Here is a 23720-nt window from a genome sequence, read left to right as displayed (position 1 = left end):
CCAGTGTCGTTGAAGAAGTCAACCTTACCGTTTGCCATTGCAACCAAACATACACCCCGTTGCCGGATAAGGGTTGCGAGGGTCGCGGTACCACGGCCCGCCATTTATAAAATGCCCCCGATCGACGGCACGGTCGACGGGTTACATCCGGGATCGGGCGTTCACGGTCGGGGAGCGGGAGTCGATCGCGGGCAAGCAATCGGGAGTGAGCAGCGATCGATCGGCGATCGACCAGGACCGATCGCGGAGGCAGATATTTATGGGGGGGTCACCAGGTCTACCGTGCATCGCCATGAAACCGTGCCACAACTGCCAGACGGTCATCGACGAGTATCTCCTGGACAAACAGCTCGAACCCCTGCGCGATCTCACGGTGGACGAGTTCAACGTCTGTGCGGACTGTGTGACCATCGTCGACGCGGCCTGCGTGAAGTGTGGCGGCGCGGTCTACGTTCCCCGAAGCGAATCCGACACCCCCGACTACTGCCCCGCGTGCCGATCCGACCTCATCGCTCGCACCGGACACGACCCCGGCTGGATGCGCGGTCCCGTCTCCACGTAACGGGGACTGCGACCGGATCGGTATATTTCGACGTCCCACCGGATATCGTCAGACGACACCGACGGGATTCCCGGTTGCGGATCGCGGAATCGATCGTCGATCCTGCCGGATCGCTCCCGCGACGATCGTGATCACGGCTGCCGGACCGTCGATCACGGGGCGTCGCCCCACGCTCGTCGATCACATCCCCTGATCCAGGGTTAAACTCCCTTTATTGTATATATACGTACGAATCAACCCTTTTACGTGGCGAGTTCGTCGATCGAATTGGACTAACAATGTCGAGATCTGAACCATATACCGCGTCCGACACGCCGATCGGTCACATCAGTACCGAGTCACCCGTACAGTTCACCGATCGACGCGACCGACTGATACGGCTCCGGACCATCGAGGGTACTCCGCCCGACGTCGACGCGCTCGTCGGGATGTACGCCGACTTCGGGGCCACGGACCGCGCCCAGGGCATCCCGCCGATCGGCACCGACCGGATCCGTGAGTGGCTCACCGGCCTGACGGGCATCCACGTCGTCGCCGAACACGGGGACGATCCGGTCGGGCACGCCGTTCTCGTGCCGATCGACGGCGGGACGGGCGAGGACGAAGACGGTGAGACGAACGACGCCGACGCTGACGCGGGCACGGGCACGAGCACGGACGCGGTCGAGCTCGCGATCTTCGTCCATCCGGACTACCAGGGCGCACGGATCGGGACCGAGACGCTCGGCGTCCTGCTCGATCACGGTGCCGACTCGGACGCCGACGAGGTCCAACTACACGTCGAACGCTCGAACGACGCGGCGGTGGCGCTCTACCGAAAATACGGCTTCACTGCCGTGGATACCCGAGCGATCGAACTCCGGATGCGACGCTCACTCGCGGCGCCGCCGACCGGCTGACCGGTTGCGACCCGGTCCACCGCGTCGTACGTCTCTAGATCCTCTCCTCCCAAGTCGATCGGGAATCGATCGGGGGTTCTGGAAGGCCGATCGATTCCCGATCGACCGTCCTGCCACCGGTGTTTCATACCCCACCCGGACGGATCTCGTCCGTGAGTCGCAACCCAGACGAACGTCGCAGCGAACGCCCCATCATACGGTCGTTCGATCACCACCAGCCAGACGTAGATCCAGAACCAGTATCGATATAAGGTATTTACACCCGATTGTACAGAAGTTTTTAATATATCCGTGCGTTCAAACACTCTATGCGAAATAACGATACACGCGTATCGATCGAATCGTCCACCGAGTACACGATCGCACGGTCGACCTGCTGGCGCTGCGGCGCCTCGATCCCGGCCCAGAGCGAACGCGGAACGCTCTGCCCGGATTGTACTCGACGGCACGTCGGGTGAGGGGTGTTGGAGACCGTTCACAGGCAGACCGGCTCCTCGCTGACCAGTTTCCCGCAACCGGCCCCCCACAGACCGGCTCCACGGATCCACGGCCGCCTCACGTCCCCGACTGGAGAGCCGATCGACGCCTCTGACGCCGAGCAAGCGATCGCCGTCTCGGTTCCGAGACGGTCGGACGCCAACTTATACGTGGATCGCCGCCGTACGTCGAGAAGTTATGTCGGAGCACACGGACGGATACCCGACGGCTGATCCGCCTGCGGAGATCCGGGTCCTCCACGTCGATGACGACGCCGACGTCGCCGAGTTGACGGCGCTCGCGGTGGAACGCGAGGACGACGCGTTCACGGTCATCACCGAGACGGACACGACCGCGGGGCTCGAACACGTCCGTGAGGGGACGATCGACTGTGTCGTCTCCGATTACGATATGCCGGCGGAGACCGGGTTGCGATTCCTCGAACGCGTCCGGGCGATCGACTCGGACGTTCCCTTCATACTCTTTACCGGCAAGGGATCCGAGGAGATCGCGAGCGAGGCGATCTCGGCGGGCGTGACCGACTACATCCAGAAGGAAACCGGGATCGACCAGTACACCGTGCTCGCGAACCGCATCGAGAACGTCGTCGATCAGCATCGCTCCCGGCGGGCGCTTGCGGAGAGCCAACGTCGCCTCTCGCGGTTCATCGATCAGTCGCCGCTCGGGACGATCGTCTACGACGAGACGTTCACGATCCGTCGGGTCAACGGGACCGCCGAGTCGATAACCGGCTACGACGAGTCCGACCTGGTCGGCGGCACGTGGATGCCGATCGTTCCTCCGGAACTTCAGCGACACGTCGCCGAGGTCGAACGCCAGTTGCTCGCGGACAAGGGCGGCTACCACAGCGTGAACGAGATCGTCACCGCCGACGGCGAGCGCCGGCTCTGCTCGTGGCACAACCGCGTGGTCACCGGCGCCGACGGGAGCGTGATCACGATCGTCTCACAGTTCGAGGACGTCACCGACCAACGGCACCAGCGGCGCGAACTCGAGGAGACCAACGCCGTCCTCTCAACGCTGTTCGACACGCTGCCGGTCGGCGTCCTGGCCGAGACGATCGATCGCGAAGTCCTGGCGGCCAACGAACGGATCTTCGACCTGTTCGGGATGCCCGGATCGCCGTCGTCCGCGGCCGGCGCCGACTGCGTAGAGCTTGCGGAGTCGGTCAGCGACCGCTTCGCCGATCCGGCCGAATTCCTCGCGGGGATCGACCGGCGGATCGCCGACGGCGAGCCGGTCACCGAGGAGCCGATCGAACTGGCCGACGGGCGAACCGTCGCCCGGAGCTACCGCCCGATCGACCTGCCGGACGGCAGCGGCCACCTCTGGACGTACCGCGACGTGACCGAGCGCGAGCGCCACGAACGCCGCCTCGCCGCGCTCAACGAGACGACCCAGCGACTGATGGGCGCCCGCACCCGCGAGGCGGTCGCCGAGATCGGCGTCGCCGCCGCCAGGGACGTGATCGGACTCGAGGGATGTGCGATCCACCTCGTCGACGCCGGCGGAAGCGAGCTGCCCCCGGTCGCCGCCACCGACGCGATCCGCGATCTCGTCGGCGAACCGCCGACGTTCACCGCGGGCGAGGCCATCGCCTGGCGAGCCTACGAGTCGGGCGAGCCGCTGTCGATCCCGGACGTCCGCGATGACCCGGACGTCTACGACCCGGACACCGACCTGCGCAGCGAGGTGTACCTCCCGCTCGCCGAGCACGGCGTCCTCGTGGCCGGCTCCGAGACGGTCGACGACTTCACGGAACAGGACGTCGTGCTCGGGGAGATCCTCGCCGGGAACGTCGCGACCGCCCTCGAGCAGGTCGATCGGACCGAGACGCTTCGGGCACGCGAACGGGAGCTCGTCGAGAAGAACGAGCGCCTGGAGGAGTTCACGAGCATCGCCTCCCACGACCTCCGGAACCCGCTCAACGTCGCGCAGGGGCGCGTGGAGCTCGCCGCCGACGAGTGCGACAGCGACCACCTCGAAGACGTCCAGCGAGCGCTCGACCGGATGGAGGCGCTGATCGCTGACCTCCTGACGCTCGCCCGGGAGGACGCCGCCGACGTCGACATCAAAACGGTCGACGTGGCAACCGTCGCCCGGGCGTGCTGGCGGACGGTGACGACTGCCGACGCCACGCTCGTCGTCGACGTCGACCGACCGATCCGGGCAGACGAGGGACTCCTCCGGCAGGTGTTCGAGAACCTCCTCACCAACGCGGTCGAACATGGCTCGACCAGCCCCCGCTCGAACCCTCGCGGGGACGCCGACGAGCACAGCTCGACCAGCCCCCGCTCGAACCCTCGCGGGGACGCCGTCGGAGCAAGCTCCGACGAGCCCTCCCTCGCTGACGCTCGCAAGGACGCCGTCGAACCCGGCGGCACCGACGTGACGATCACCGTCGGGGAGCTCCCGGACGGGACGGGGCTGTACGTGGCCGACGACGGCCCGGGGATCCCCCCGGAGGAGCGCGACCGCGTCTTCGAGTACGGCTACTCGGGGGCTGACGACGGGACCGGGTTCGGACTCGCCATCGTCGAGAAGTACGCCGCTGCCCACGGCTGGGACGTCGACGTGACCGAAAGCGACGCCGGCGGTGCCCGGTTCGAGATCACGGGCGTCGAGTTCGGCGAGAAGTGACGACGTCCACGAGGGCTGACGGTGGGTGGGTTTTTGCGGATGCCCGTCGAGAGAACGGATATGGCCGCCGATGGCGAGGACGTCGATCCGGATCCGGATTCGGATTCGGGAGCGACCGAGGACGAGCAACCGATCCGATCGAACGAGGACGGATCTGACGGGTCGACCACCGAGTCGGTCGACGCCGCCGACCGACGCGACGAGCGGGGCGGAGACCCCAGAAACGGGGGCGACTCCGAGGAGAACCCCGACATCGAGGACCTGCTCGACCGGCTCGACGAACTCTCGGAGACGGTCGACGAGCCCCACGAGCGCCACCGGGTCCAGGAGACGATCTCGCTGGTCCAGCGGATGCCGGGCAGCACCGCTTTCACCGAACACATTTATAAATACACCTCGCGAGATATGGCCGAGGCGCTCGTCGGAAGCGTCATCTTCGCGCTCCCGTTCCTCGTCGAGGACGGTATCTTCCTGATCGCGGAGTGGTTCACGACGGTCCGAGTCGGGCCGATCCCGGTCGTCTTCCTTGCGCACGTCCTGTTCGTCCTGGGACTGACCGGCGGGCTGCTGTATTACGCCGACATCCGCGAGGTTCGCGTCACGCGACCGCTGTTCGGGATCATTCCCCGGCGCTATCTCGGCGTCCTGCTCGTCTCCTTTCTGGGCGCGTTCGGAATGCTGGCCCTGTGGGGCCGGCTCACGATCGACGACCCGACCCGCTTCGAGGCGCTCGCCCGGGTGTGCGTCGTCTGGGCGCCCGCCGCGCTGGGGGCAGCGCTCGGCGACATCCTGCCGGGCGAGAGCAAGGGCGAGGACATCAACGATCTGTTCGACGACGATTGACGCCCGGATTCACTCCCGCCGGTCGGGCGTGAGGCCGGGGTTCGTCACCGCGCCAAGGGACGCGGAGGCGAAATCGCGGTGGTACTTCGCGAGCACGCCGCCGGTGTAGGGCGGCTCCGGCGGTTCCCACTCCCCGCGGCGGCTGGCCAGTTCGTCGTCCGAGAGGTCGACGGAGAGCTCGCGTTCGGGAATGTCGACGGTGATCTCGTCGCCGTCCTCGATCAGGCCGATCGGACCGCCCTCGGCAGCCTCCGGGGCGACGTGACCGATCATCGGACCGCGGGTGCCGCCGGAGAACCGGCCGTCGGTGAGCAGCGCGACGTCGTCCTCGTGGCCCGCGCCGACGACGGCGGCGGTGACGCCGAGCATCTCGCGCATTCCGGGCCCGCCGCGTGGCCCCTCGTTGCGGATGATGATGACGTCGCCGGAGTCGATCGCACCGGATTGGACGTACTCCATGGCGTCCTCCTCGTTCTCGAAGACCCGCGCGGGACCCTGGTGGTAGAACTCGTCCTGGCCGGTCGCCTTCAGAACCGCGCCCTCCGGCGCGAGGTTCCCCGTCAGGATCTTGATGGCGCCCTCGGGCTGTTTGGGCTCGTCGACCGTGTAGAGGAAGTCGGCGTCGATCGCCTCCTCGTCGGGGAGGTCGAGCCGATCGAGTTCCTCGGCGATCGTTCGCCCCGTGACGGTGAGCTGGTCGCCGTGGAACAGTCCGGCCTCGAGCAGCCGGCGGATCACGACCGGGACGCCGCCGATCTCGTGAAGGTCGTTCATCACGCTCTGGCCGCCCGGCTGCATGTCCGCGATCTTCGGGGTGCGGCGGGAGATCTCGTCGAAGTCCTCGATGTCGAGGTCGACGCCGGCCTCGGCGGCCAGCGCGAGCAGGTGAAGCACGCCGTTGGTCGAGCCCCCGATCGCCGTCTGGAGCGCGATCGCGTTCTCGAAGGACTTCCGGGTCAGGATGTCGGAGGGCCGGCGGTCGTTCTCGATGCAGTCGAGCGCCAGATCGCCGGCGCGCTCGGCAACCTCGTAGCGTTCGTCGACCTCGGCGGGCGCCGAGGCCGACCCCAGCGGCGCCATCCCGAGCGCCTCGGAGATCGAGGCCATCGTGTTGGCCGTGTACATCCCGCCACAGGAGCCGGCGCCCGGACAGGCGTTGCGCTCGAGGTCGTTGAGCTCGTCGGCGTCCATATCGCCCTGCGCGTACGCGCCGACGCCCTCGAACACCTGGACGATCGTGACGTCGCGCCCCTCGTGCTGGCCGGGCATGATCGAGCCGCCGTACAGGAATACGGAGGGGAGGTCCGTCCGGATGGCCGCCATCATCATCCCGGGGAGGTTCTTGTCACAGCCCGCGACGGTCACGAGGCCGTCCATCCGCTCGCCGAAGGAGACGAGCTCGACGGAGTCGGCGATGACCTCCCGGGAGATGAGCGAGGCCTTCATCCCCTCGGTCCCCATCGAGATGGCGTCGGAGATGGTGATCGTGCCGAACTCGATGGGCATCCCGTCGGCCGCGTCGATCCCGTCGACCGCCGCGTCCGCGACGTCGTCGAGGTGGACGTTACACGGAGTGATGTCCGCCGCCGGGTTCGCAACCCCGACCAGCGGCGAGGAGAGGTCCTCGTCGTCGAAGCCCATCGCGCGAAACATCGACCGATGCGGGGCCTTGTCAGCCCCCTCGGTCACGTCCCGGCTGCGGAGGTCCTCGTCCTTCCGGCCCGCGAACCGGTCGGCGTCCTCACGGCGGTGCTGATCCTCGGCAGCAGCGTCATCGGCGGCGGGCGTGGCGCCCCCCTGCTGGTCGCTCATACAGTGAGGTAGCGGTCGGGTCGTTTAAACAGTTAACGTCGAACCGGTTCCCGTCCGGTGTGGCCGGTGACGGTCGCGATGGCTACCGACGCCCCTCGAGGAACGCCCGATCTAGGCGAAGGCCCGCAGAACCCCCTGTCCGTCCGTGCTCGCGGCGACGTCGGGCAGCGTGGCACGTTCGGGGTGGGGCATCAACACGGCGGTCGTCTCGCGCTCGCCGAGGATGCCGGCGACGTTTCCGGTCGAGCCGTTGGGGTTGGCCGCGTCGGTGACGTCGCCGTCGGCGTCACAGTACCGGAAGAGGATCCGGCCGTCCGCCTCGAGCGTCTCGTAGGCGTCCGCGTCGATCTCGAAGCGGCCCTCGCCGTGAGCGATCGGCACCCGGATCACGTCGCCCACGTCGTAGGCGGCAGTCCAGGGCGTGTCCGCGCGCTCGACGCGGAGGTGAACGGGCTCACACTGGAAGCGCGCGCTCTCGTTGGTGGTGAACGCGCCAGCGACGAGCGACGCCTCGGCGCCGATCTGGGCGCCGTTGCAGACGCCGAGAACGGGCGTTCCGTCGGCTGCGGCCGCGCGAACCTCCGCCATCACGGGCGCGCGGGCGGCCATCGCGCCGGCGCGGAGGTAGTCGCCATAGGAGAACCCGCCCGGAATGACGATCCCGTCGGTCTCGGCGGGGAGGCCGTCCGCGTGCCAGCGGCGCTCGGCGTCGATCCCGAGATGTTCGAGCGCCCGGACGGCGTCCCGGTCGCAGTTCGAGCCGCCGAACTGCAGGACGGTGACGGTCATCGCTGGTCGACCGTGACCTCGTAGTCGTGAATGGTCGGGTTCGCCAGCAGACGCTCGGCCATCTCGCCGGCCCGCTCGGCGGCGTCGTCGGCGTCATCGGCCTCGAGGTCGATCTCGAACCGGTCTGCCGACCGGAGGTCCTCGAGGTCGAAGCCGAGCCGTTCGAGCGCCCGCTTCGTCGTCTCGGCCTCGGGGTCGAGCACGCCCCGCTTGAGCCGGACGGTGACGGTCGCAGTGTAGGCGGTCATCACCGGATACTGCGAAGTCGTGTGCAAAAACGGTTTTGGAACGACGACCATATCCACGTTCGTGGATAGACCGGACCGGCGGATCACGACGGAGCCGGCGCGTCGGCCCGCCCGGGCCGGTAGCCCATTCGGATCGATTGCCCATTCGGATCGGCGGCGCAACAGCTCGTGGGGGCGATCGTCGGGAATACGGCGTCGCAGGTACGGTCGCGTTACTCGTCGACGGCGACCGCGTTGACGAGGCCGGTCTGGCCCGGTCGGGAGGTGACGCGGGCGCGGCCCTCGCTCGTCTCGATGATGGCACCCTTGGTGAGGATGTTTCGGCGCACGTAGTTCACGTTCGAGGGGTTCTCGACGACGTTCTCGATCTCGGCCGAGACCGTCTCGCCGTCGACGGAGACCTGCGCGACGTTCGTCGAGAGGGCGCGAACCTTCTCCTCGGTGCCGCGCGCGTCGATGTACTGGAAGCGGGGCTCGCCGACGGTCGTCTCGGCGGCCTCGCGGCCGAGCTGGTGGCGCTTCTTGTCGTGTGAGGGTCGCAGTCGACCGCCCGTTCGCTTCCGCGTGGAGCGTCCCTGGTCCTTCATACGCCCAGGAACGCCGAGCGAATACTTGAACCGTTCGACTCGGGGGCGTCGTCGCTGACGGCCGTTTGAAGCGCCGGTCAGCAACTCCGGCGCCCACAGGCGCCGGGAGCGTCCCGGTTCGGTAGCTTTACCGGCGTGGCTCGCCCCCGGCCGTGTATGAGTCTTCGGACCGCCGTCGCGGCGCCGTTCCGCCAGCAGGGACGGGACCGACTCGGCGAGGGCGAGTTCGTCGTCGCCCTCTCGCTGGATCGCGACTGGTTCTCGCCCGACCAGGCGAAACGCCTCGTCGACGTCGCCACCGGGCGCGGGCTGCTCGACCGGGAGGACGACGAGCTGGTCCCCGCCTTCGATCCGGACGCCGTGGACGTGCCGGAGGGATTCACCCCAGACGAGTCGATCCTCCGGGAACAGTCGACCTTCGAGCGCGCCCTCGATGCGGTCGTCGACGCCGGCGTTGACAAGCGGACCGCCGTCGCCGCGATCAACGAGCGCCAGCGCGGCCTCGAGATCACGATCGAGGCCGCGGCGGTGCTGTACGCCAACGAACAAGGGGTCGACGTCGGTCCGCTCGCGGGCGCGGTCCGGGAGGACCTGCTGGCCGGTAAGGGCGTCGACGCCGATGCGGACGTCAGCGAGGCGGACGATGACGATGCCACCGAGGCCGACGATGCCGATGCGGACGACGCCGAAGCCGACGACGAGAGCCCTCGCGACGAGGACCCGGCCGCCGGGGAGGCCGCCTGATGGTCGACGACCGCCTGCAGGACGGCGTCCGGATCGCCCAGCTGCTGGCCTCCGAGATCAGCGGCGACGCGGGGCGACTGCGCGACCTCCAGGTCACCGACGCCGACCCCGACGTCGAGCCGACCCTCGACGGCGCGCTCGCCTACCGGATCGTTCGCGTGCGCGAGGCGGACGCGGCGGACGGTCCGGAGAGGTGCGAGCCCGCCCCGGACGTCGACGAGGAGTCGGCGACGGCGGACGCGATCGACGACACCACGACGATCGCCGAGGCGTTCGTCCAGCCCGATCGCGTCCGCCTCGAGTTCCGCGTCGGCGTCGATGCAGTCGCCGAGGCCGCCGAGGCCGCCGACCTGCGCGTCCGCCCGAAGTCGGTCCGGCCGCCCCGGACGATCGTCTTCCTCGAGGACGGCGCGGCGGTCAAACGTGTGCGGCCAGCCCTCGACGCCGCCAGCGAGTCGGACTAACGGCGGGCAAGCGGGCGCAGGGAGCGGCGATCGCGGAATCACGTCCCGTCACCGATCGGTGTTCCTCGAGTCAGTTCCCGTTCGCCTCAGCGTCCTCCTCGGCGTCTCCTTCCTCGGCGTCCCCTTTCCCCTCGTTCACCTCTCCCTCGTCGGCGTCCCGCCGCGCGAGCCCCGCCAGATGACCGACCTCCGGGAGGATCACGTCCTCGAGGCCGAGGACGACGGCGCCGGTCGATCCCGGCAGGCAGAACACCGGGATGCCGTCGGCGATCCCGGCGGTCGCCCGCGAACCGATCGTCTTCGTGCCGATCTCGGCGAACGAGAGCCGCCGGAACGTCTCCCCGAAGCCCGGCAGGGCCTTCTCGAAGAGCGGGCGGACCGCCTCGGGCGTGACGTCGTCCGGGGTGGCGCCGGTCCCGCCGGACGTGATGACGGCGTCGACGTCGCCACGCTCGACGAGCCGGTCGACCGTCCCCTGCACCCGGTCGAAGTCGTCCGGGATCAGCTCCCGAACCGACACGTCGTGGCCCGCCTCCTCGAGCGTGCTCACGAGGCGATCGCCGGTCGCGTCCTCGTCCATCGACCGCGAGCTCGAGACCGTGACGACGGCGACGCCGAGGTGATCGAGGTCGTGCGCGTGATGGTCGTGGTCGTCGTGAGCGTGGTCGTCGTGAGCGTCGGAGTGTCCGTGATGATCGCTGGAGTGGTCGTGGGAATCGGGGTCGTCGGAGTGATCGGTCATGGACGTCGGTTGGATGGGGAGACGGAAAACGTGCCGTTTCGATGCTGCGACCGGAGCGTCCAGTTCCGGCTACGTATCCCGCAGTCGGTCTCGAGCAGCGGCAAATCGAACGGGGTCCGTGTCGCCGGCAGCAGCCATCTCGTTTGCCGACTGGAGTTGGGAGTCGATCAGCCACCACCGGTCGAGCGGGAGACTCGGCCAATGCAAGACTTCTTAACCGGTTGTTAGCAATACGTCGGGATAATGGAACTGACAAGAGACCAATATCAGGAGCTCGTTCGGACCCTCGCGGACGGGATCCTGGTCGTGGACGTGTCGGGCGAGATCCTGTATGAAAGCCCGGCCGTACAGCGTCTCACCGGGTATGCGCCCGAGGAGCGGACGGGGGACCACGTGTTCGAACACGTTCACCCCAAAGACCGGGAGCGGGTCCGCGAGGCGTTCGCCGACGTGCTTGAGTTCGAGACGGAAACGGTCGTCACCGCCGAGTTTCGGTTCCGCCACGCGGACGGGTCGTGGATATGGCTCGAGGCGCGGGGACGCACCCAGCGGGCGACGACGATCGGCGGGTACATCGTCCGCATAAGTGACGTCACCGAGGCCAAGGCGCGTGAGGAACGCCTCGAACGGACCACGGCCAGCTTCGAGGCGCTCTTCGAGAACTCCCCCGATATGATCGACATCCATACCGCCGACGGGACCATCGTCGACGTGAACCGGCAGTTCTGTGCGGCGTTCGACCAACCGAAGGCGGAGATCGTCGGGCGCAAGGTCTGGGAGATCGACCAGGAGATCGAGCCGGACGAGCTGCGGGCGATCTGGGAGCGAATGGACGTCGGCGAGCGAACCGAGGTCGAAACGGTCTTCGAGACCGGAGACGGGACGCGGTTCCCCGTCGAGGTGCACCTGACCCGGCTGCACGTGAACGACGGCGACCGGTTCGTGGTCATCTCGCGGGACATCACCGAGCGAAAGCAGCAGCTCCGGGAGATCCGGTCGCTCAAGAACCGGCTCGAGCTCGCGGTCGAAGGGGCGACCCTCGGCGTCTGGGACTGGGACATGCGGACCGACGCGGTCGAGTTCAACGACCAGTGGGCCGAGATGCTCGGCTACGATCTCGACGACCTCGAGCCACACCTCGACACGTGGGAGACGCGCGTCCATCCGGACGACATCGACGCGGTCACCGACGCGCTCGACGCACACCGGAACGGGGAGACGGACCACTACGACACCACACACCGGATGCGAACCGCCGACGGCGAGTGGAAGTGGATCCGGGATCTCGGCCGGATCGTCGAGCGGGACGCCGACGGCGAGCCGATTCGCGCCGTCGGGATCCATCTCGACGTCGACGACGCCAAGCGGGACCAACGGGAGCTGGAGCGGAAGACCCAGGAACTCGAGCGAAAGACCCAGGAGCTGGAAGATCTGACGACCCGGCTCGAGGAGCAGTATCGGACGCTGTTCGAAGAGGCGCCGGTGATGGCGGTCGTCACGCGAGCGGAGGACGGCCGGCCGATCATCGAGGACTGTAACAACCAGTTCGCGGACACGCTCGGGGTCGAGCCGGACGCGCTCGTCGGCACCGACCTCGCGGAGTGCTACACGACCGACTCCGAGCGGGCGCTGATCGACGACGGCGGCTACGAGGACGCCCTGAACGGCGCGTTCACCAACGAATCCCGCGATCTGGTGGCCGCCGACGGGAACGTGATCGAGACCCGGTTGCGGGCGGTCCCGCAAAAGGACGCCGACGGCGAGGTCGGGGGCACGCTGGCGATGTACATCGACGTGACCGAGCGGGAAACGGTAAAGCGGGCCAACGAACGCCTCGAGGAGTTCGCGAGCATCGTCTCACACGACCTGCGAAACCCCCTGAACGTCGCGATGGGGCACCTCGAGCTGGCGCGCGAGGACTGCGAGAGCCCGCACCTCGAGGCGGTCCAGCGAGCCCACGACCGGATGGAGGCGCTCATCGAGGACCTGCTCACGCTGGCCCGGCAGGGCGAGGCCGTCGCGGAGACCGACGCGGTCGATCTCGCGGCCGTGGTCGAGGCGTGTTGGGAGACCGTCGAGACGGCCGACGCCACGCTGGTCGTCGCGGACGACCGCACCGTGGTGGCCGACGAGACCCGGCTCAGACAGCTGTTCGAGAACCTCATCCGAAACGCCGTTGAGCACAGCTCAACGAGCCCCCGCTCGCACGCTTGCGGGGACGCCGTCGAACACGGCGGCCCCGACGTCACCGTGACGGTCGGCGGCCTGGAGGACGGGTTCTTCGTCGCGGACGACGGCCCGGGGATTCCCGACGACGACGCCGCGGCCGTGTTCGAGGCCGGGTATTCGACGAACGCCGAGGGAACCGGCTTCGGCTTGAGCATCGTGCAGCGGATCGCCGAGGCCCACGGGTGGGACGTCACCGTGACCAGCGGGTCCGACGGCGGCGCGCGGTTCGAGTTCACCGGCGTCGAGTTCGCGGCCGAATAGGTGGGTCGTGGCCGGAGTGGGAACGGTGGGCGTCTCGCGTAGGGTGCAGTCGGAGATCGTAAATAAAGGCGTTTGGGAGATCCATCAGGACGACCGATTTTTCGGTCAAATCAGGGATCATCCCTACAGTATAGTATTCGGATCTCGGAGTACGCATCCTGGTAGTATACCGATACCATAACACAGGTTTTGTACTCTCTACTACATAATGTGGATGAGAGCCGGGTTATAACTCCTGTCTGAATATTTACTTTCACAGGGATGTGATTACATTTATGTATCATCCTGATAACTGTCATTTGTTATGGAATTATTAACGAGGAGGAGACAGAGGTGATGTCTTCTTGCGTATATTAGCGCGACTCAGCGCACGCGTCGATACTGCTTACGATAACACCTATCACCACAAGCTTCGCGGACGAATTTGGAACGCTCTCGAAGGGACGCAATACGACGCTATACACGACGAGAATCGACCGAAGGGGTTCACCTATTCGAACCCGTTCCCGCCAAGGAATATGAAAGAAGGCGATGAACGAACCCTGCTCGTGGCCTCGCCCCACGAAGAGTTACTCGCTCACGTGGCTGCCGACCTGAAAGACGAACGGGAGTTGAACATCGGTGAGATGCCGTTCCACGTCGATGACGTGACTTCGCTCGAACCCGATGTCGGCGAACCGGGTACGCGTGGGACGATCGAAACCGGAACTGGACTCTTGGTTCGGATTCCGCCGTGGCGCTGCGAGAAGTACGGTATCGACCACCCCGGCGGCGACACCGCCGTCTTCTGGCGTCCCGAGCACTCGATGGAACCGCTCCGCACGCAGCTGGAGGCCAACCTCGATCAGAAACACGACCGTTTCGCCCACGACTATCTGCCGGGACCGAGCGACGTCGACGGCGATCTGTTCGATGGCTACGAACTCATCAAGACGTTCGCCGTCCCGGTGACCGTCACTGAGGGGCAAGAGATGACCTACGTTCTGAGCAAGTGGAAGTTCGAGTACACCGTGCGTGACGACCACCACCGCCGGCATCTCAACCTCGCGTTGGACTGCGGGCTCGGCGAACGGAACTCGCTGGGGCTGGGGTTCGTGAATCTCACGGATAAAACGCAGCTATACTGACTCAACAGAAGGATATCGTGAAAATGAACTGGGGTAGGAACAATAGCACAGGGGCTTCAACCCAACAGTTGTTCATCTGGAACGTCCCTAACCCAGTAAGGTTACATTGCTCTGGAATATATTTATGTCTGAGGGAGTTCTACCAGACTCCTCACTATGGCTGGCATAATTGTTTTCAGGGATATGTGCCAGCCAGAGTATTATCTTCTCATGTGATCACCCATCTTGTAGATCTGTCTAGCGGCTACACACAAAAAATTTCCCCTGTATCTATTGTTCTGACTATCACCAAGATTAACTCTACTTCCCCTGTTCTATAGTAAAAGTTTATATACAATGCGATAATACAGATGTTTATAGATCAGTTGACTGCCAAATACAAAGCAAAAATAAGCAATGTTGAAACCTGAGAAATTTCGCAAAGAGTATGGTAAAAGCCAATTAGCCAATGAGTTGCCAGATTCGCCAATCGGGTCACTTCGAGATCTCCAGTACCTCTACGGTAAGCTCTACACGCTCGCCACGACTGGTGGCGGCGAGTACGCTCCGTATCTCACACCTGACGCGGCCGGCGAGCTCGTCGATACCGATGACAGCCTGATCGTCGTTCGGATTGACATATCCAGTGACGAGCCACAGTTAGCCGACGATGATATCGGCCCCGTTCAGGTGACGAGGTACACAGAGGATCTGATTCAGAAAGTGGGGCATTGTAAATTCTCGGCAGCGGCAGGGATTGATCACAGTATAACGCATCAGTCGGGGCGAAATAGCAAGCCAGAGAAACTGGCACGCTACGCGAAGGAGCGACTGACACGATGGGGAACCGATGATGTAGTCGCTGAGGCTGCCGATGACCACGCTGACGGCTGGATCATCAACCGACTAGCTGAACTCGGTGAAAGCGAGTCAGCACTCGAAACGATCGAGGAGACGATCACGCGGAAGCTCGGCGGCGAATCGGCCACATCGTTGTTAACGGTCCAAGTGAAAACCGAGTCGAACGGAGACTACCACTGGCCCGGTGATCTCGATGTATTCAACGAGGCGATGCGCCAGCGGAAGCTCTCGAAGCTCGTCACGAAGAACAAGGCTGACGACTCGTCAGGAGACGCGACCGACCTCGTTACGGGCTTGCCCGCTCGGACCGTCGGGACCTCCGAGGACCCACAGAACTACTTCCTCGGCAAGCAGCTCGAAAAGTTCCCTGGACTCGACATCGAAGAAGCGTGGCGCTCACATCCGATTTCGGAGGACGCCGCAATTACCGTTATGAACGCCGGGACGTTTGTCGAAGCCTGTACCTACCGGACATTCGGTTCAAAAGTGTACTATCTGCCCTACGTGTTCGGCCGACTGACTCCCCACAAGGTACATCGGCTGTATGAGCTGCTCTACCACGCAACCGAAAACGATGACACGACACCAATCGAAGATGCCTACAAAAATGAACGGGGTACCGATCTCAACACCCGAGACCTTCGTTTCTATATCTCGGCGGTTATGCCGCACCAGATGTCCCGATACGACGTGTTCGGCGAAACGCTGAACGGTCGACTTCACTACCCGAAGGAACTCGCGTTTACTCACAATCGCCTTGTGGAAAGTGTCTCGGCATTCAATAAGGAACCCGAAGCAGAATGGACTGCACCGCTTCCAACGAACGAGAAGTGGGGGCTGCTCTCAACGAGCGACGAGCAGTTGCACGCCGTCTCGACAGGCTGGTACTTCTATCAGACGTTCGCTGAACGCGACGATGACGAAGCCGATGCGGACGATCCACGGATTAAGGCACTCGTAAGCGTCCTGAGTGGCGAGCCGATTGCGGTAGACTTGCTCCTCGAAGAGTACGTAGACCGGATCGTTGACGAGCAGACCGATGACGACGAGCACGAGGGCTTCCCGTCATTTTTGGTCGCCAGCCAGTTCGCCCAACTCTGTGCACTGGCCGACAACGGCCTTCAGCTATTGAAACCGACCGATCCGAGTAACGATCCGATTACACACGAACCAACCTATGATAGATACATTATGCCAACGCTAGATGAGATCCCGATCGCGGACGGGGGCCATCCCGCCGCAACAAAACTCGAATCGTTCATCAACGAAACGCCCGCACTGTCGCCAGCCCACGACGACGACCCGGATTCCGTGACGAGCCAACGCCGCGGGGCGTTCCTGCTCGGCGCGCTCGTCGGCGACATCGGAAGCTATCAGGAGTACAGCGAGGATCGATCGACCACACTCGTCGATCAGTACCCGGTCAAGTCGATTACCCGATCCCGAATCAAGAAGGTGACTCAGGAGACGGTCGCCAAGACGCTGACCTACACGCGTCAGGAAAAGAAACAGCAGGGAGGATATCCGGGAACGAAGGCCGATCACATCGTCGACCGGCTTCGTGAGACGATCCTCAGTCCCGATCCCGAGGATTGGGAGATCGAGACCGACGATCTTCGATTCTACTACGCCCTTGGCGTGACGTACGGAATGAACGATCACCCGTGGAATCGAGACGAAACCGATGCCGACGAAACCGAGGAGGAACACTAATATGTCCGACACATCGGATTCCGTGACGAACCGCTCAGAGATCGTTTTCCTGTACGATGCCGTCGACGCCAATCCGAACGGCAATCCACTATCGGGTGCCAATCGGCCGCGAATCGATCCTCAGACTCAGCAAGCGATCGTCACCGACGTTCGACTAAAACGGTATCTCCGTGATCAACTCGACGACGACGGTCACGGCGTCTACATTCGAAACGTGCAGGAGGACGGCGACCAGTACACGCGCGGTCAGCTCCTCGAAGATCGGCTCAAGGAAGTCGATCCCGATGACTATGATCTCGACGACGACGAGGAAGTCGACAAGTTTCGTGACGCCGTGTTCGGCGAGTTCCTGAACGAAAGCGTCGACGTACGATACTTCGGAGCGACGATGTCGGTGGATACCGACGAAGTATATGCCAAGCACCTACCCGATCACTTCACCGGCCCCGTTCAGTTCTCGCCTGGCAAATCGATGCACGCCGTCAACGAAAACGAGGAATACGATAGCCTAACGAGCGTGATCGCCACACAGGAGAACAAACAGCAGGGCGGGTTCGATCTCGACGATCACCGGATTCAGTACGGGCTGATCCGGTTCCACGGACTCGTCGACGAACACGGTGCGGCAGACACAAACCTCACCGAAGCGGATGTCAAACGGCTCGATACGCTGTGCTGGCGCGCAATCAAGAATCAAACTATCAGCCGGAGCAAAGTGGGGCAGGAACCGCGACTCTACTGCCGTGTCGAGTACGCCGACGAGAGTTTCCACCTTGGCGGTCTCGACCGAGATCTTGAACTCGACGATGAGCATTCAAAACCCGATGAAGAACTCCGAACGGTTCGTGACCTCACACTAGACGTGACAGGGCTCGTAGACCGACTGGATGGGGCGAGTAATAGAATCGAACGGGTTCGTGTCGTTACCAGCGACGTGTTACAACTCACATATGATGGCGAACTCGGTGGGTCAGCGATACTTCACGATGCCCTTGAGGACGCTATCGGAGCGGATGCCGTCGAAAAAATTGAGGTCTATGACGAACAGACTGCGACACTCCCGAATGACGATACCACCGCGTAACGATGTCGCAACAATCGCTGGACGGGTGGACGGCCGACGCAGGCAGTGATCAGCCGGATCGTTGTCTCTCGTTTACCGTCCGCGGGCCGTGGGGACACTTCCGGCGGATCGAAGGAAACATCGTCAAACAGACCTATCGAATTATCCCCCGAACGACCGTTGCTGGGCTTCTCGCAGCAGTCCTTGGAATCGAACGGGATGGCTACTACGACCTGTTCGCGCCCGATAAGTCGGCAGTCGCAATTGAGCCTGTTCGTGAGATCCGGACGATCAACATACCGATGAACACGCTCTCGACTGCTGCTGGAAACCTACAGTCACTCAATGGGCGCGGAAAAATCAGCGTCAAACTACCAGATCCAACGACCCTCCGGCAGCAGCACAACTACGAGGTACTAGTCGACCCGGCCTACCGTATCGATGTCGCACTCGCCGATGATCAGTGGTATTCCGAACTGCGGGAGACGCTTGCTGCAGGCGAATCCCACTACGTACCGAGTCTCGGTCTCTCCGAGTATATCGCCGATATCGAGTATCACGGGGAATTCGATATTGAGGAGAGCCCTCAGAACGATACTATCGAAGTCGATTCGGCCGTACCGAATGCAGTCGACGATGTCGTTCTTGATGCAGGGACACGCTGTCAGATCGAAGAATCGCCAGCGTTTATGAAAGCTGACTCGGGCGGTCGCACAACAACCGGATTCACTAACTACGCATATAATCCCGACGCAGACGTCCTTGAAGTGAGAAACACTACGGCAGCCAGTGTCGACGGCCGAACCGTGGTGTTCGTCTGATGTCTATTCGGTACTCCCATCCACCCGAAGACGGTCATAAGGGTGTTTATCTCCGTGATCATCTGGATGATGTCGCTCGACGGGCCAACGAAATCGTTCCCGACAGGGCGACGACACCCGAAGGTGAGTCACTACAGCGAGTCGTCGAGACGCTCGCCTACGTTCACGACTTCGGGAAAGCGACGACGTTCTTTCAGGAGTATCTTCGACACAACACCGAGCCAGAGTACAAGCCGTGTCGGTACCATGCTCCAATCGGCTCGTTCGCAGCGTATTACGTTCTCGACGCACAGGGATTTGAAACTGAGACCAGTCTGGCCGGCTTCGTCGCGGTTGCCAAACACCACGGTCGGCTTCCGGATGTGACTCAGTACATCTACGACCGTGCGTACAACTCGGAGAATTCAACGGGGGATGCCCAGACCAGCGCCGAACAGCAACAGGCAGCAATCGCTATGCAGTTGAACGACATCGACGAACATGTCTCCGGGCTTGCGGCCGATATTTTGAACGATGCAACTGATAGCCACGGGTCGTGGGACGGGTTTCGGCATTCATACAAGGGACTTCTCGACGAGATTACCGCTGCTGTTGCCACGGAAAGCGGGACGACAATCAGTCGAGACTCGCTGTCCGACTCCTGTTATGGACTGGTTCTCGAATGCTGGGGATCGCTCGTGCTTGCGGATAAGACGAGTGCAGCAAGCCGCAGCGAGGATACTAGCTCGGGGGCACCCTACAAAGCAGAACGGCCATCGATGCAGGTATTAGACGAGTACGTTGACGATATCGAATCGTCGTCGCCTGCTGATCCGGATGGCTCCAGAACAGAACGATTGAACCACTATCGATCGCGCGCACGATCAGCTGTCATAGGGAACGCGGAGGAGTTTGCCGAGGAGGGCGGCGGTGTAGCGACGCTCACACTACCAACCGGTATGGGAAAAACACTCTCCGGGCTGTCGGCCGCACAGACGATCCGTGATGAACGCGGCGGCGAGCGTATCGTCTACGCGTTGCCGTTTACCAGTATCATCGATCAGGTGGTCGATGAGGTCGAAGAAATCTACGAGACTGACACCCCCGGTCGATTACTGACGGCTCACCACCACCTCTCGGAAACCAAAATCGTCGACGAAGACGACGTAGACGCCGATAAGGCAGACAGGAACGACGACGTGGCCGGGATGCTCGCTGAAAGTTGGCGTGCGGGGCTTACCGTGACGACGTTCGTGCAGCTATTCGAAAGCCTTGCTGGCCCAGCCAACAAGCAGTCGATGAAGATCTCCGCACTTCGTGACAGCGTTGTGATCCTCGATGAACCACAGAGTCTGCCACTTGACTGGTGGAAGCTCGTCCCTCGCCTCGTTACAATTCTGACCGAGCAGTACAACGCAACGGTGATCGCTATGACCGCCACGCAGCCACAGCTGTTCGATGCAGCAACCGAGCGAATAGACAACGTAAGCGAACTGGTCGATGATCCGGATGTATACTTCGAGGCGACCGAACGCGTTCAGTACGAACTCGATGCATCGGCCGAACGGTATATCGAAACCCAATCCGAGCCGAAAGCATACCCCGACGCAGGGGCCGAACTGCTCAGTGCGGTCGATGCTGGAGCGTCAACGCTTGCCGTCTGCAACACAATCGACAGTGCGCGCGCACTCTTTGACGAACTCACTGGTTCCCGACGTTCGCTCCTGAGTGTTGGGAATGTCTATGCCGACGAACTCGATGCTGCCGATACGACAGCTGACATCGATCCGGAGGCACTCGCTATTCGTATCAAAAACCAAAGCGATGCATCGATACTCCACCTCTCGACGCGCCTCCGTCCGCTAGATCGGCTCAAACTTATCGAAACGGCGAAAGAACTCACCGACGACGAACACGGTCTCATCACAGTCTCAACGCAACTCATTGAGGCCGGTGTTGACATCAGCTTCGACCGCGTCTACCGCGACTTGGCCCCAATCGACAGTATCGTCCAAGCGGCCGGTCGCTGTAATCGGTCGTTTGAACGAGAACAAGGGCGGGTCGTCATCTGGTGGCTCGATGTTCCGGAGGAGCAGAAAAAAACGCCGGCAGAAGCAGTCTATAATCGCGGAGCGACACTGCTTCCTGTTGCAGCCGAAACGCTGGATTCTGTCCGTGAAGCTGATACACCCCTTTCGGAGACAGCGGTTGCCCGCACAGCGGTCACAGAATATTATCGACGACTACACACCGACAAGAACGTCGGGAAACAGGAATACGTCGAGTATGTCGACGATTTACGCGGAGACAAACTGAGAGATCTATCGCTGATCGATCAGCGAAACGCAGTGGACATCATCATTTGTCGAACTACTGCCGAACGGGAGCAGGTAGAACAGGTACGCGACGCGTGGAAGCAGTACGAGTTCAATCGCGTCCGTCGATTGATGGATGAACTCAAAGAACTACGCGTGTCGATACCGATCTACCACGAAGAATCCGATAAGAAAGAAAAAATCGGACAGCTAAATCGGATCCACGAGGATACGGATGTACTGTGTCTCGATGTCCGTGAACACGGATTGAGCCAGTATTTCGATCAGAACACTGGCTTCGTTATTCCGGACAGTACCGCGGAGAGACGGATCATATGACCACCACCGACCCAGTCGACCGCCTGCTGGCAACCGCTCGCGGCGAGCCGGTCGACGAGCCGTTTCGCGTCACGGGCGTCATGATGCAGTACTACTACGTCTGCAAGCGCGAACTCTGGTTCGAGAGCCGGAACCTCGAAATCGACCGCGAGAACCCGACCGTCGTTCGCGGCACGCGCGTCGACGACACGGCCTACAGCGACAAACGGGAGAACCTCCACCTCGGGATGATCTCACTCGATCTCCTCGATGACGGCCGTGTCGTCGAAGTAAAGCCCTCCTCGACGCTGACCGAGCCGGCCGAGATGCAGCTGTCGTACTACCTCTGGTATCTCGACCGTGTGGCTGACATCCAACGGGATGGCGTCCTGGCCCATCCCCGAGAACGCAAACGCGAGCCCGTCAACCTGACCGACGACCGGATCGAAAAAGTCGAAACGGCGATCCGCGGGATTCACGGCGTCATCGAACAGCCCTCGCCGCCACCGGCCGAGGAGAAACCGTTCTGTGACTCGTGTGCGTATCACGACTTCTGTTGGTGTTAATTATGGATCGAAACTACCACGTCTTTTCCGACGGTCGACTCGAACGAAGCGACGACACGCTCAGACTCGTTCCCGACGACGGGAGCGAGAAAAAGTACATCCCGATCGAGAACGCCGAGGCGTTCTTCCTGCACGGCCAGATCGATTTCAACACGCGGCTGATGTCGTTTCTCAACGACCGGACGGTCGCACTCCACGTCTTCGGCTGGGAGGATTACTACTCGGGTTCAGTGATGCCGAAACGCGGGCAAACCTCGGGGAAGACCGTCGTCAACCAAGTGCGCGCCTACGAGGATAGCGAGCATCGGCGACAGCTCGCCGCCGCGATTGTGAGAGGGAGCATCCACAATATGCGAACGAATGTCGTCTACTACAACGGCCGGGACTGTGATCTTGACGACATCATTGAGGATCTGGAAGCGGCGGCCGCACGTGTCGATGAATCACTTCCTATCGAGGAATTACTGGGTGTCGAAGCGACGGCGAGAAAAGCCTACTACCGGAGCTTCAACGAGATCCTTCCAGGCGAGTTCCAGCTCAACCGACGGGAGTACAACCCACCACCTAACGAGATCAACAGTCTCATTTCGTTCGGTAATTCGCTGGTCTATGCTAACTGCATCTCGGCGATTCGAGCGACTGCGCTTGATCCGACGATCAGCTATCTCCACGAGCCGGGCGAGCGACGGTACTCGTTGTCGCTCGATATTGCCGACCTGTTCAAACCGGTGCTTGCTGATCGAGTCCTGTTCCGGCTGGTGAACCGAAACCAGATTTCGGATACCGATTTCGAGACGGAACTGGGCTCCTGTCTGCTGAACGAGTCCGGGCGAAAAACGTACACGAAGGCATTCGAGGAAACACTGGAACGAACTGTCGAACATCCATCGCTGGACCGGAAGGTCAGCTATCAATACCTTATGCGGCTCGAAGCCTACAAGCTGAAGAAACACCTACTCACCGGTGAGGAATACGATCCGTTCCAACGGTGGTGGTAATATGTACGTTGTGATGGTCTACGATTTGGAGGCCGACCGTACGCAGAAGGCTCTCAAACTCGGTCGGCGGTACTTGACCCACGTCCAGAACTCAGTACTCGAAGGCGAAATCTCAGAAGGCGATCTGGCTACGTTGAAAAACGAGGTCGATGACCTGCTAAACCCCAGCGAATCAACGATCATCTATGAGTTATCCTCCGATACACTCCTGAATCGGACAGTGTATGGAGACGATCCGACCGAAGACCAGCGGTTTCTATAGCCACTTCCGTCGACCCCCACGGGGGACGCGACCTATTGAGGGTTGACGGAAGCGCTTTACTGTATCCACACGTTAGTGGTCGTATGCTCCGGAAATCGGGCATGGTTTCAGACGAACCCTCGTGGGGTTGAAGCACTCGGTGTCGCAGACTATCAGATAACTAACTAAACGTTTCAGACGAACCCTCGTGGGGTTGAAGCGAAGATGACCAGGCCGCGGAACTGAGGCACGAGTTTCAGACGAACCCTCGTGGGGTTGAAGCGGAGATGATCGTCCCGTTTTGCGGTGAGGCAGAGTCGTTTCAGACGAACCCTCGTGGGGTTGAAGCCGAAAGCAGGAACCGCAGAGACACGCGTTCAGTTCCGTTTCAGACGAACCCTCGTGGGGTTGAAGCCGAGCG

Annotated in this window: 20 protein-coding genes and 1 CRISPR repeat array; of the genes, 15 read left to right on the top strand and 5 right to left on the bottom strand. The window is 62.5% G+C overall.

Annotation, left to right across the window (positions count from 1 at the left end; translation table 11 throughout):
• The first annotated feature begins 292 nt into the window (after nucleotides 1-292).
• From BLW38_RS14410 to BLW38_RS14395, 4 genes are all read left to right on the top strand, one after another.
• On the top strand, nucleotides 293-562 hold the full coding sequence (locus tag BLW38_RS14410; protein WP_092817894.1) for a DUF7571 family protein: 270 nt from the start codon (nucleotides 293-295) through the stop codon (nucleotides 560-562).
• 278 nt (nucleotides 563-840) lie between these two features.
• The gene (locus BLW38_RS14405; protein ID WP_092817893.1) at nucleotides 841-1461 is read left to right on the top strand and encodes a GNAT family N-acetyltransferase; all 621 of its coding nucleotides are present in this window, start codon (nucleotides 841-843) and stop codon (nucleotides 1459-1461) included.
• 675 nt (nucleotides 1462-2136) lie between these two features.
• Nucleotides 2137-4599, top strand: coding sequence for a hybrid sensor histidine kinase/response regulator (locus BLW38_RS14400; protein WP_092817892.1), 2463 nt, complete (start codon nucleotides 2137-2139; stop codon nucleotides 4597-4599).
• Between the two features lie 39 nt (nucleotides 4600-4638).
• Nucleotides 4639-5442, top strand: coding sequence for a DUF2391 domain-containing protein (locus BLW38_RS14395; RefSeq protein ID WP_245710246.1), 804 nt, complete (start codon nucleotides 4639-4641; stop codon nucleotides 5440-5442).
• Nucleotides 5443-5451: 9 nt separating this feature from the next.
• Here the strand turns inward: BLW38_RS14395 and ilvD are convergent, their stop codons facing one another.
• The 4 genes from ilvD to BLW38_RS14375 all read right to left on the bottom strand — a co-directional run bounded on the left by ilvD (nucleotide 5452) and on the right by BLW38_RS14375 (nucleotide 8878).
• Nucleotides 5452-7254, bottom strand: a complete 1803-nt coding sequence (gene ilvD / locus BLW38_RS14390; RefSeq protein WP_092817891.1) for a dihydroxy-acid dehydratase — start codon at nucleotides 7252-7254, stop codon at nucleotides 5452-5454.
• A 111-nt stretch (nucleotides 7255-7365) separates the two neighbouring features.
• Nucleotides 7366-8043, bottom strand: a complete 678-nt coding sequence (gene purQ, locus BLW38_RS14385; RefSeq protein WP_092817890.1) for a phosphoribosylformylglycinamidine synthase I — start codon at nucleotides 8041-8043, stop codon at nucleotides 7366-7368.
• Nucleotides 8040-8291, bottom strand: a complete 252-nt coding sequence (gene purS, locus BLW38_RS14380; RefSeq protein WP_092817895.1) for a phosphoribosylformylglycinamidine synthase subunit PurS — start codon at nucleotides 8289-8291, stop codon at nucleotides 8040-8042. The genes purQ and purS overlap by 4 nt, the downstream gene beginning before the upstream one ends.
• Nucleotides 8292-8503: 212 nt before the next feature.
• Nucleotides 8504-8878 carry a 30S ribosomal protein S8e gene (locus BLW38_RS14375; protein WP_092817889.1) on the bottom strand — a complete coding sequence of 125 codons (375 nt, stop codon included), beginning with the start codon at nucleotides 8876-8878 and terminating at the stop codon, nucleotides 8504-8506.
• Nucleotides 8879-9034: 156 nt separating this feature from the next.
• Here BLW38_RS14375 and BLW38_RS14370 point away from each other — a divergent pair, with 156 nt between their 5' ends.
• Both BLW38_RS14370 and BLW38_RS14365 read left to right on the top strand, forming a co-directional pair.
• A complete protein-coding gene (locus tag BLW38_RS14370) occupies nucleotides 9035-9622 on the top strand; it encodes a DUF2240 family protein (protein ID WP_092817888.1) in 588 nt (195 codons plus the stop codon).
• The gene (locus tag BLW38_RS14365; protein WP_092817887.1) at nucleotides 9622-10086 is read left to right on the top strand and encodes a hypothetical protein; all 465 of its coding nucleotides are present in this window, start codon (nucleotides 9622-9624) and stop codon (nucleotides 10084-10086) included. The genes BLW38_RS14370 and BLW38_RS14365 overlap by 1 nt, the downstream gene beginning before the upstream one ends.
• 70 nt (nucleotides 10087-10156) lie before the next feature.
• Here the strand turns inward: BLW38_RS14365 and BLW38_RS14360 are convergent, their stop codons facing one another.
• The gene (locus BLW38_RS14360; RefSeq protein ID WP_092817886.1) at nucleotides 10157-10828 is read right to left on the bottom strand and encodes a MogA/MoaB family molybdenum cofactor biosynthesis protein; all 672 of its coding nucleotides are present in this window, start codon (nucleotides 10826-10828) and stop codon (nucleotides 10157-10159) included.
• A 243-nt stretch (nucleotides 10829-11071) separates the two neighbouring features.
• On the opposite strand from BLW38_RS14360, the gene BLW38_RS14355 reads away from it, so the two are divergent.
• From BLW38_RS14355 to cas2, 9 genes are all read left to right on the top strand, one after another.
• Nucleotides 11072-13318: a PAS domain S-box protein gene (locus BLW38_RS14355; RefSeq protein ID WP_092817885.1), complete on the top strand. Its 2247-nt coding sequence runs from the start codon at nucleotides 11072-11074 to the stop codon at nucleotides 13316-13318.
• Nucleotides 13319-13662: 344 nt separating this feature from the next.
• Nucleotides 13663-14445: a CRISPR-associated endoribonuclease Cas6 gene (cas6, locus tag BLW38_RS14350; RefSeq protein WP_092817884.1), complete on the top strand. Its 783-nt coding sequence runs from the start codon at nucleotides 13663-13665 to the stop codon at nucleotides 14443-14445.
• Nucleotides 14446-14841: 396 nt separating this feature from the next.
• Nucleotides 14842-16998: a type I-B CRISPR-associated protein Cas8b/Csh1 gene (gene cas8b, locus BLW38_RS14345; protein WP_092817883.1), complete on the top strand. Its 2157-nt coding sequence runs from the start codon at nucleotides 14842-14844 to the stop codon at nucleotides 16996-16998.
• A 1-nt stretch (nucleotide 16999) separates the two neighbouring features.
• Nucleotides 17000-18082 (top strand): type I-B CRISPR-associated protein Cas7/Csh2, encoded by a 1083-nt coding sequence (cas7b, locus tag BLW38_RS14340; protein WP_092817882.1) that lies wholly within the window; start codon nucleotides 17000-17002, stop codon nucleotides 18080-18082.
• A gap of 2 nt (nucleotides 18083-18084) precedes the next feature.
• Complete coding sequence (gene cas5b, locus BLW38_RS14335) at nucleotides 18085-18882, top strand: type I-B CRISPR-associated protein Cas5b (RefSeq protein WP_092817881.1); 798 nt, start codon at nucleotides 18085-18087, stop codon at nucleotides 18880-18882.
• The gene (locus BLW38_RS14330; RefSeq protein WP_092817880.1) at nucleotides 18882-21515 is read left to right on the top strand and encodes a CRISPR-associated endonuclease Cas3''; all 2634 of its coding nucleotides are present in this window, start codon (nucleotides 18882-18884) and stop codon (nucleotides 21513-21515) included. Before cas5b ends, BLW38_RS14330 begins: the two co-directional genes overlap by 1 nt.
• The gene (locus BLW38_RS14325; RefSeq protein WP_092817879.1) at nucleotides 21512-22060 is read left to right on the top strand and encodes a CRISPR-associated protein Cas4; all 549 of its coding nucleotides are present in this window, start codon (nucleotides 21512-21514) and stop codon (nucleotides 22058-22060) included. Before BLW38_RS14330 ends, BLW38_RS14325 begins: the two co-directional genes overlap by 4 nt.
• Nucleotides 22061-22062: 2 nt before the next feature.
• The gene (cas1b, locus tag BLW38_RS14320) at nucleotides 22063-23058 is read left to right on the top strand and encodes a type I-B CRISPR-associated endonuclease Cas1b (RefSeq protein ID WP_092817878.1); all 996 of its coding nucleotides are present in this window, start codon (nucleotides 22063-22065) and stop codon (nucleotides 23056-23058) included.
• A 1-nt stretch (nucleotide 23059) separates the two neighbouring features.
• Nucleotides 23060-23320 (top strand): CRISPR-associated endonuclease Cas2, encoded by a 261-nt coding sequence (gene cas2 / locus BLW38_RS14315; RefSeq protein ID WP_092817877.1) that lies wholly within the window; start codon nucleotides 23060-23062, stop codon nucleotides 23318-23320.
• Between the two features lie 104 nt (nucleotides 23321-23424).
• A CRISPR array of direct repeats spans nucleotides 23425-23714; the repeat unit is 30 nt; unit sequence GTTTCAGACGAACCCTCGTGGGGTTGAAGC.
• Nucleotides 23715-23720: the final 6 nt, after the last annotated feature.

It is taken from the genome of Halopenitus malekzadehii, assembly GCF_900108505.1.
GTDB classification, from domain to species: domain Archaea; phylum Halobacteriota; class Halobacteria; order Halobacteriales; family Haloferacaceae; genus Halopenitus; species Halopenitus malekzadehii.
This window is presented reverse-complemented; position numbering and strand designations above follow the sequence as displayed.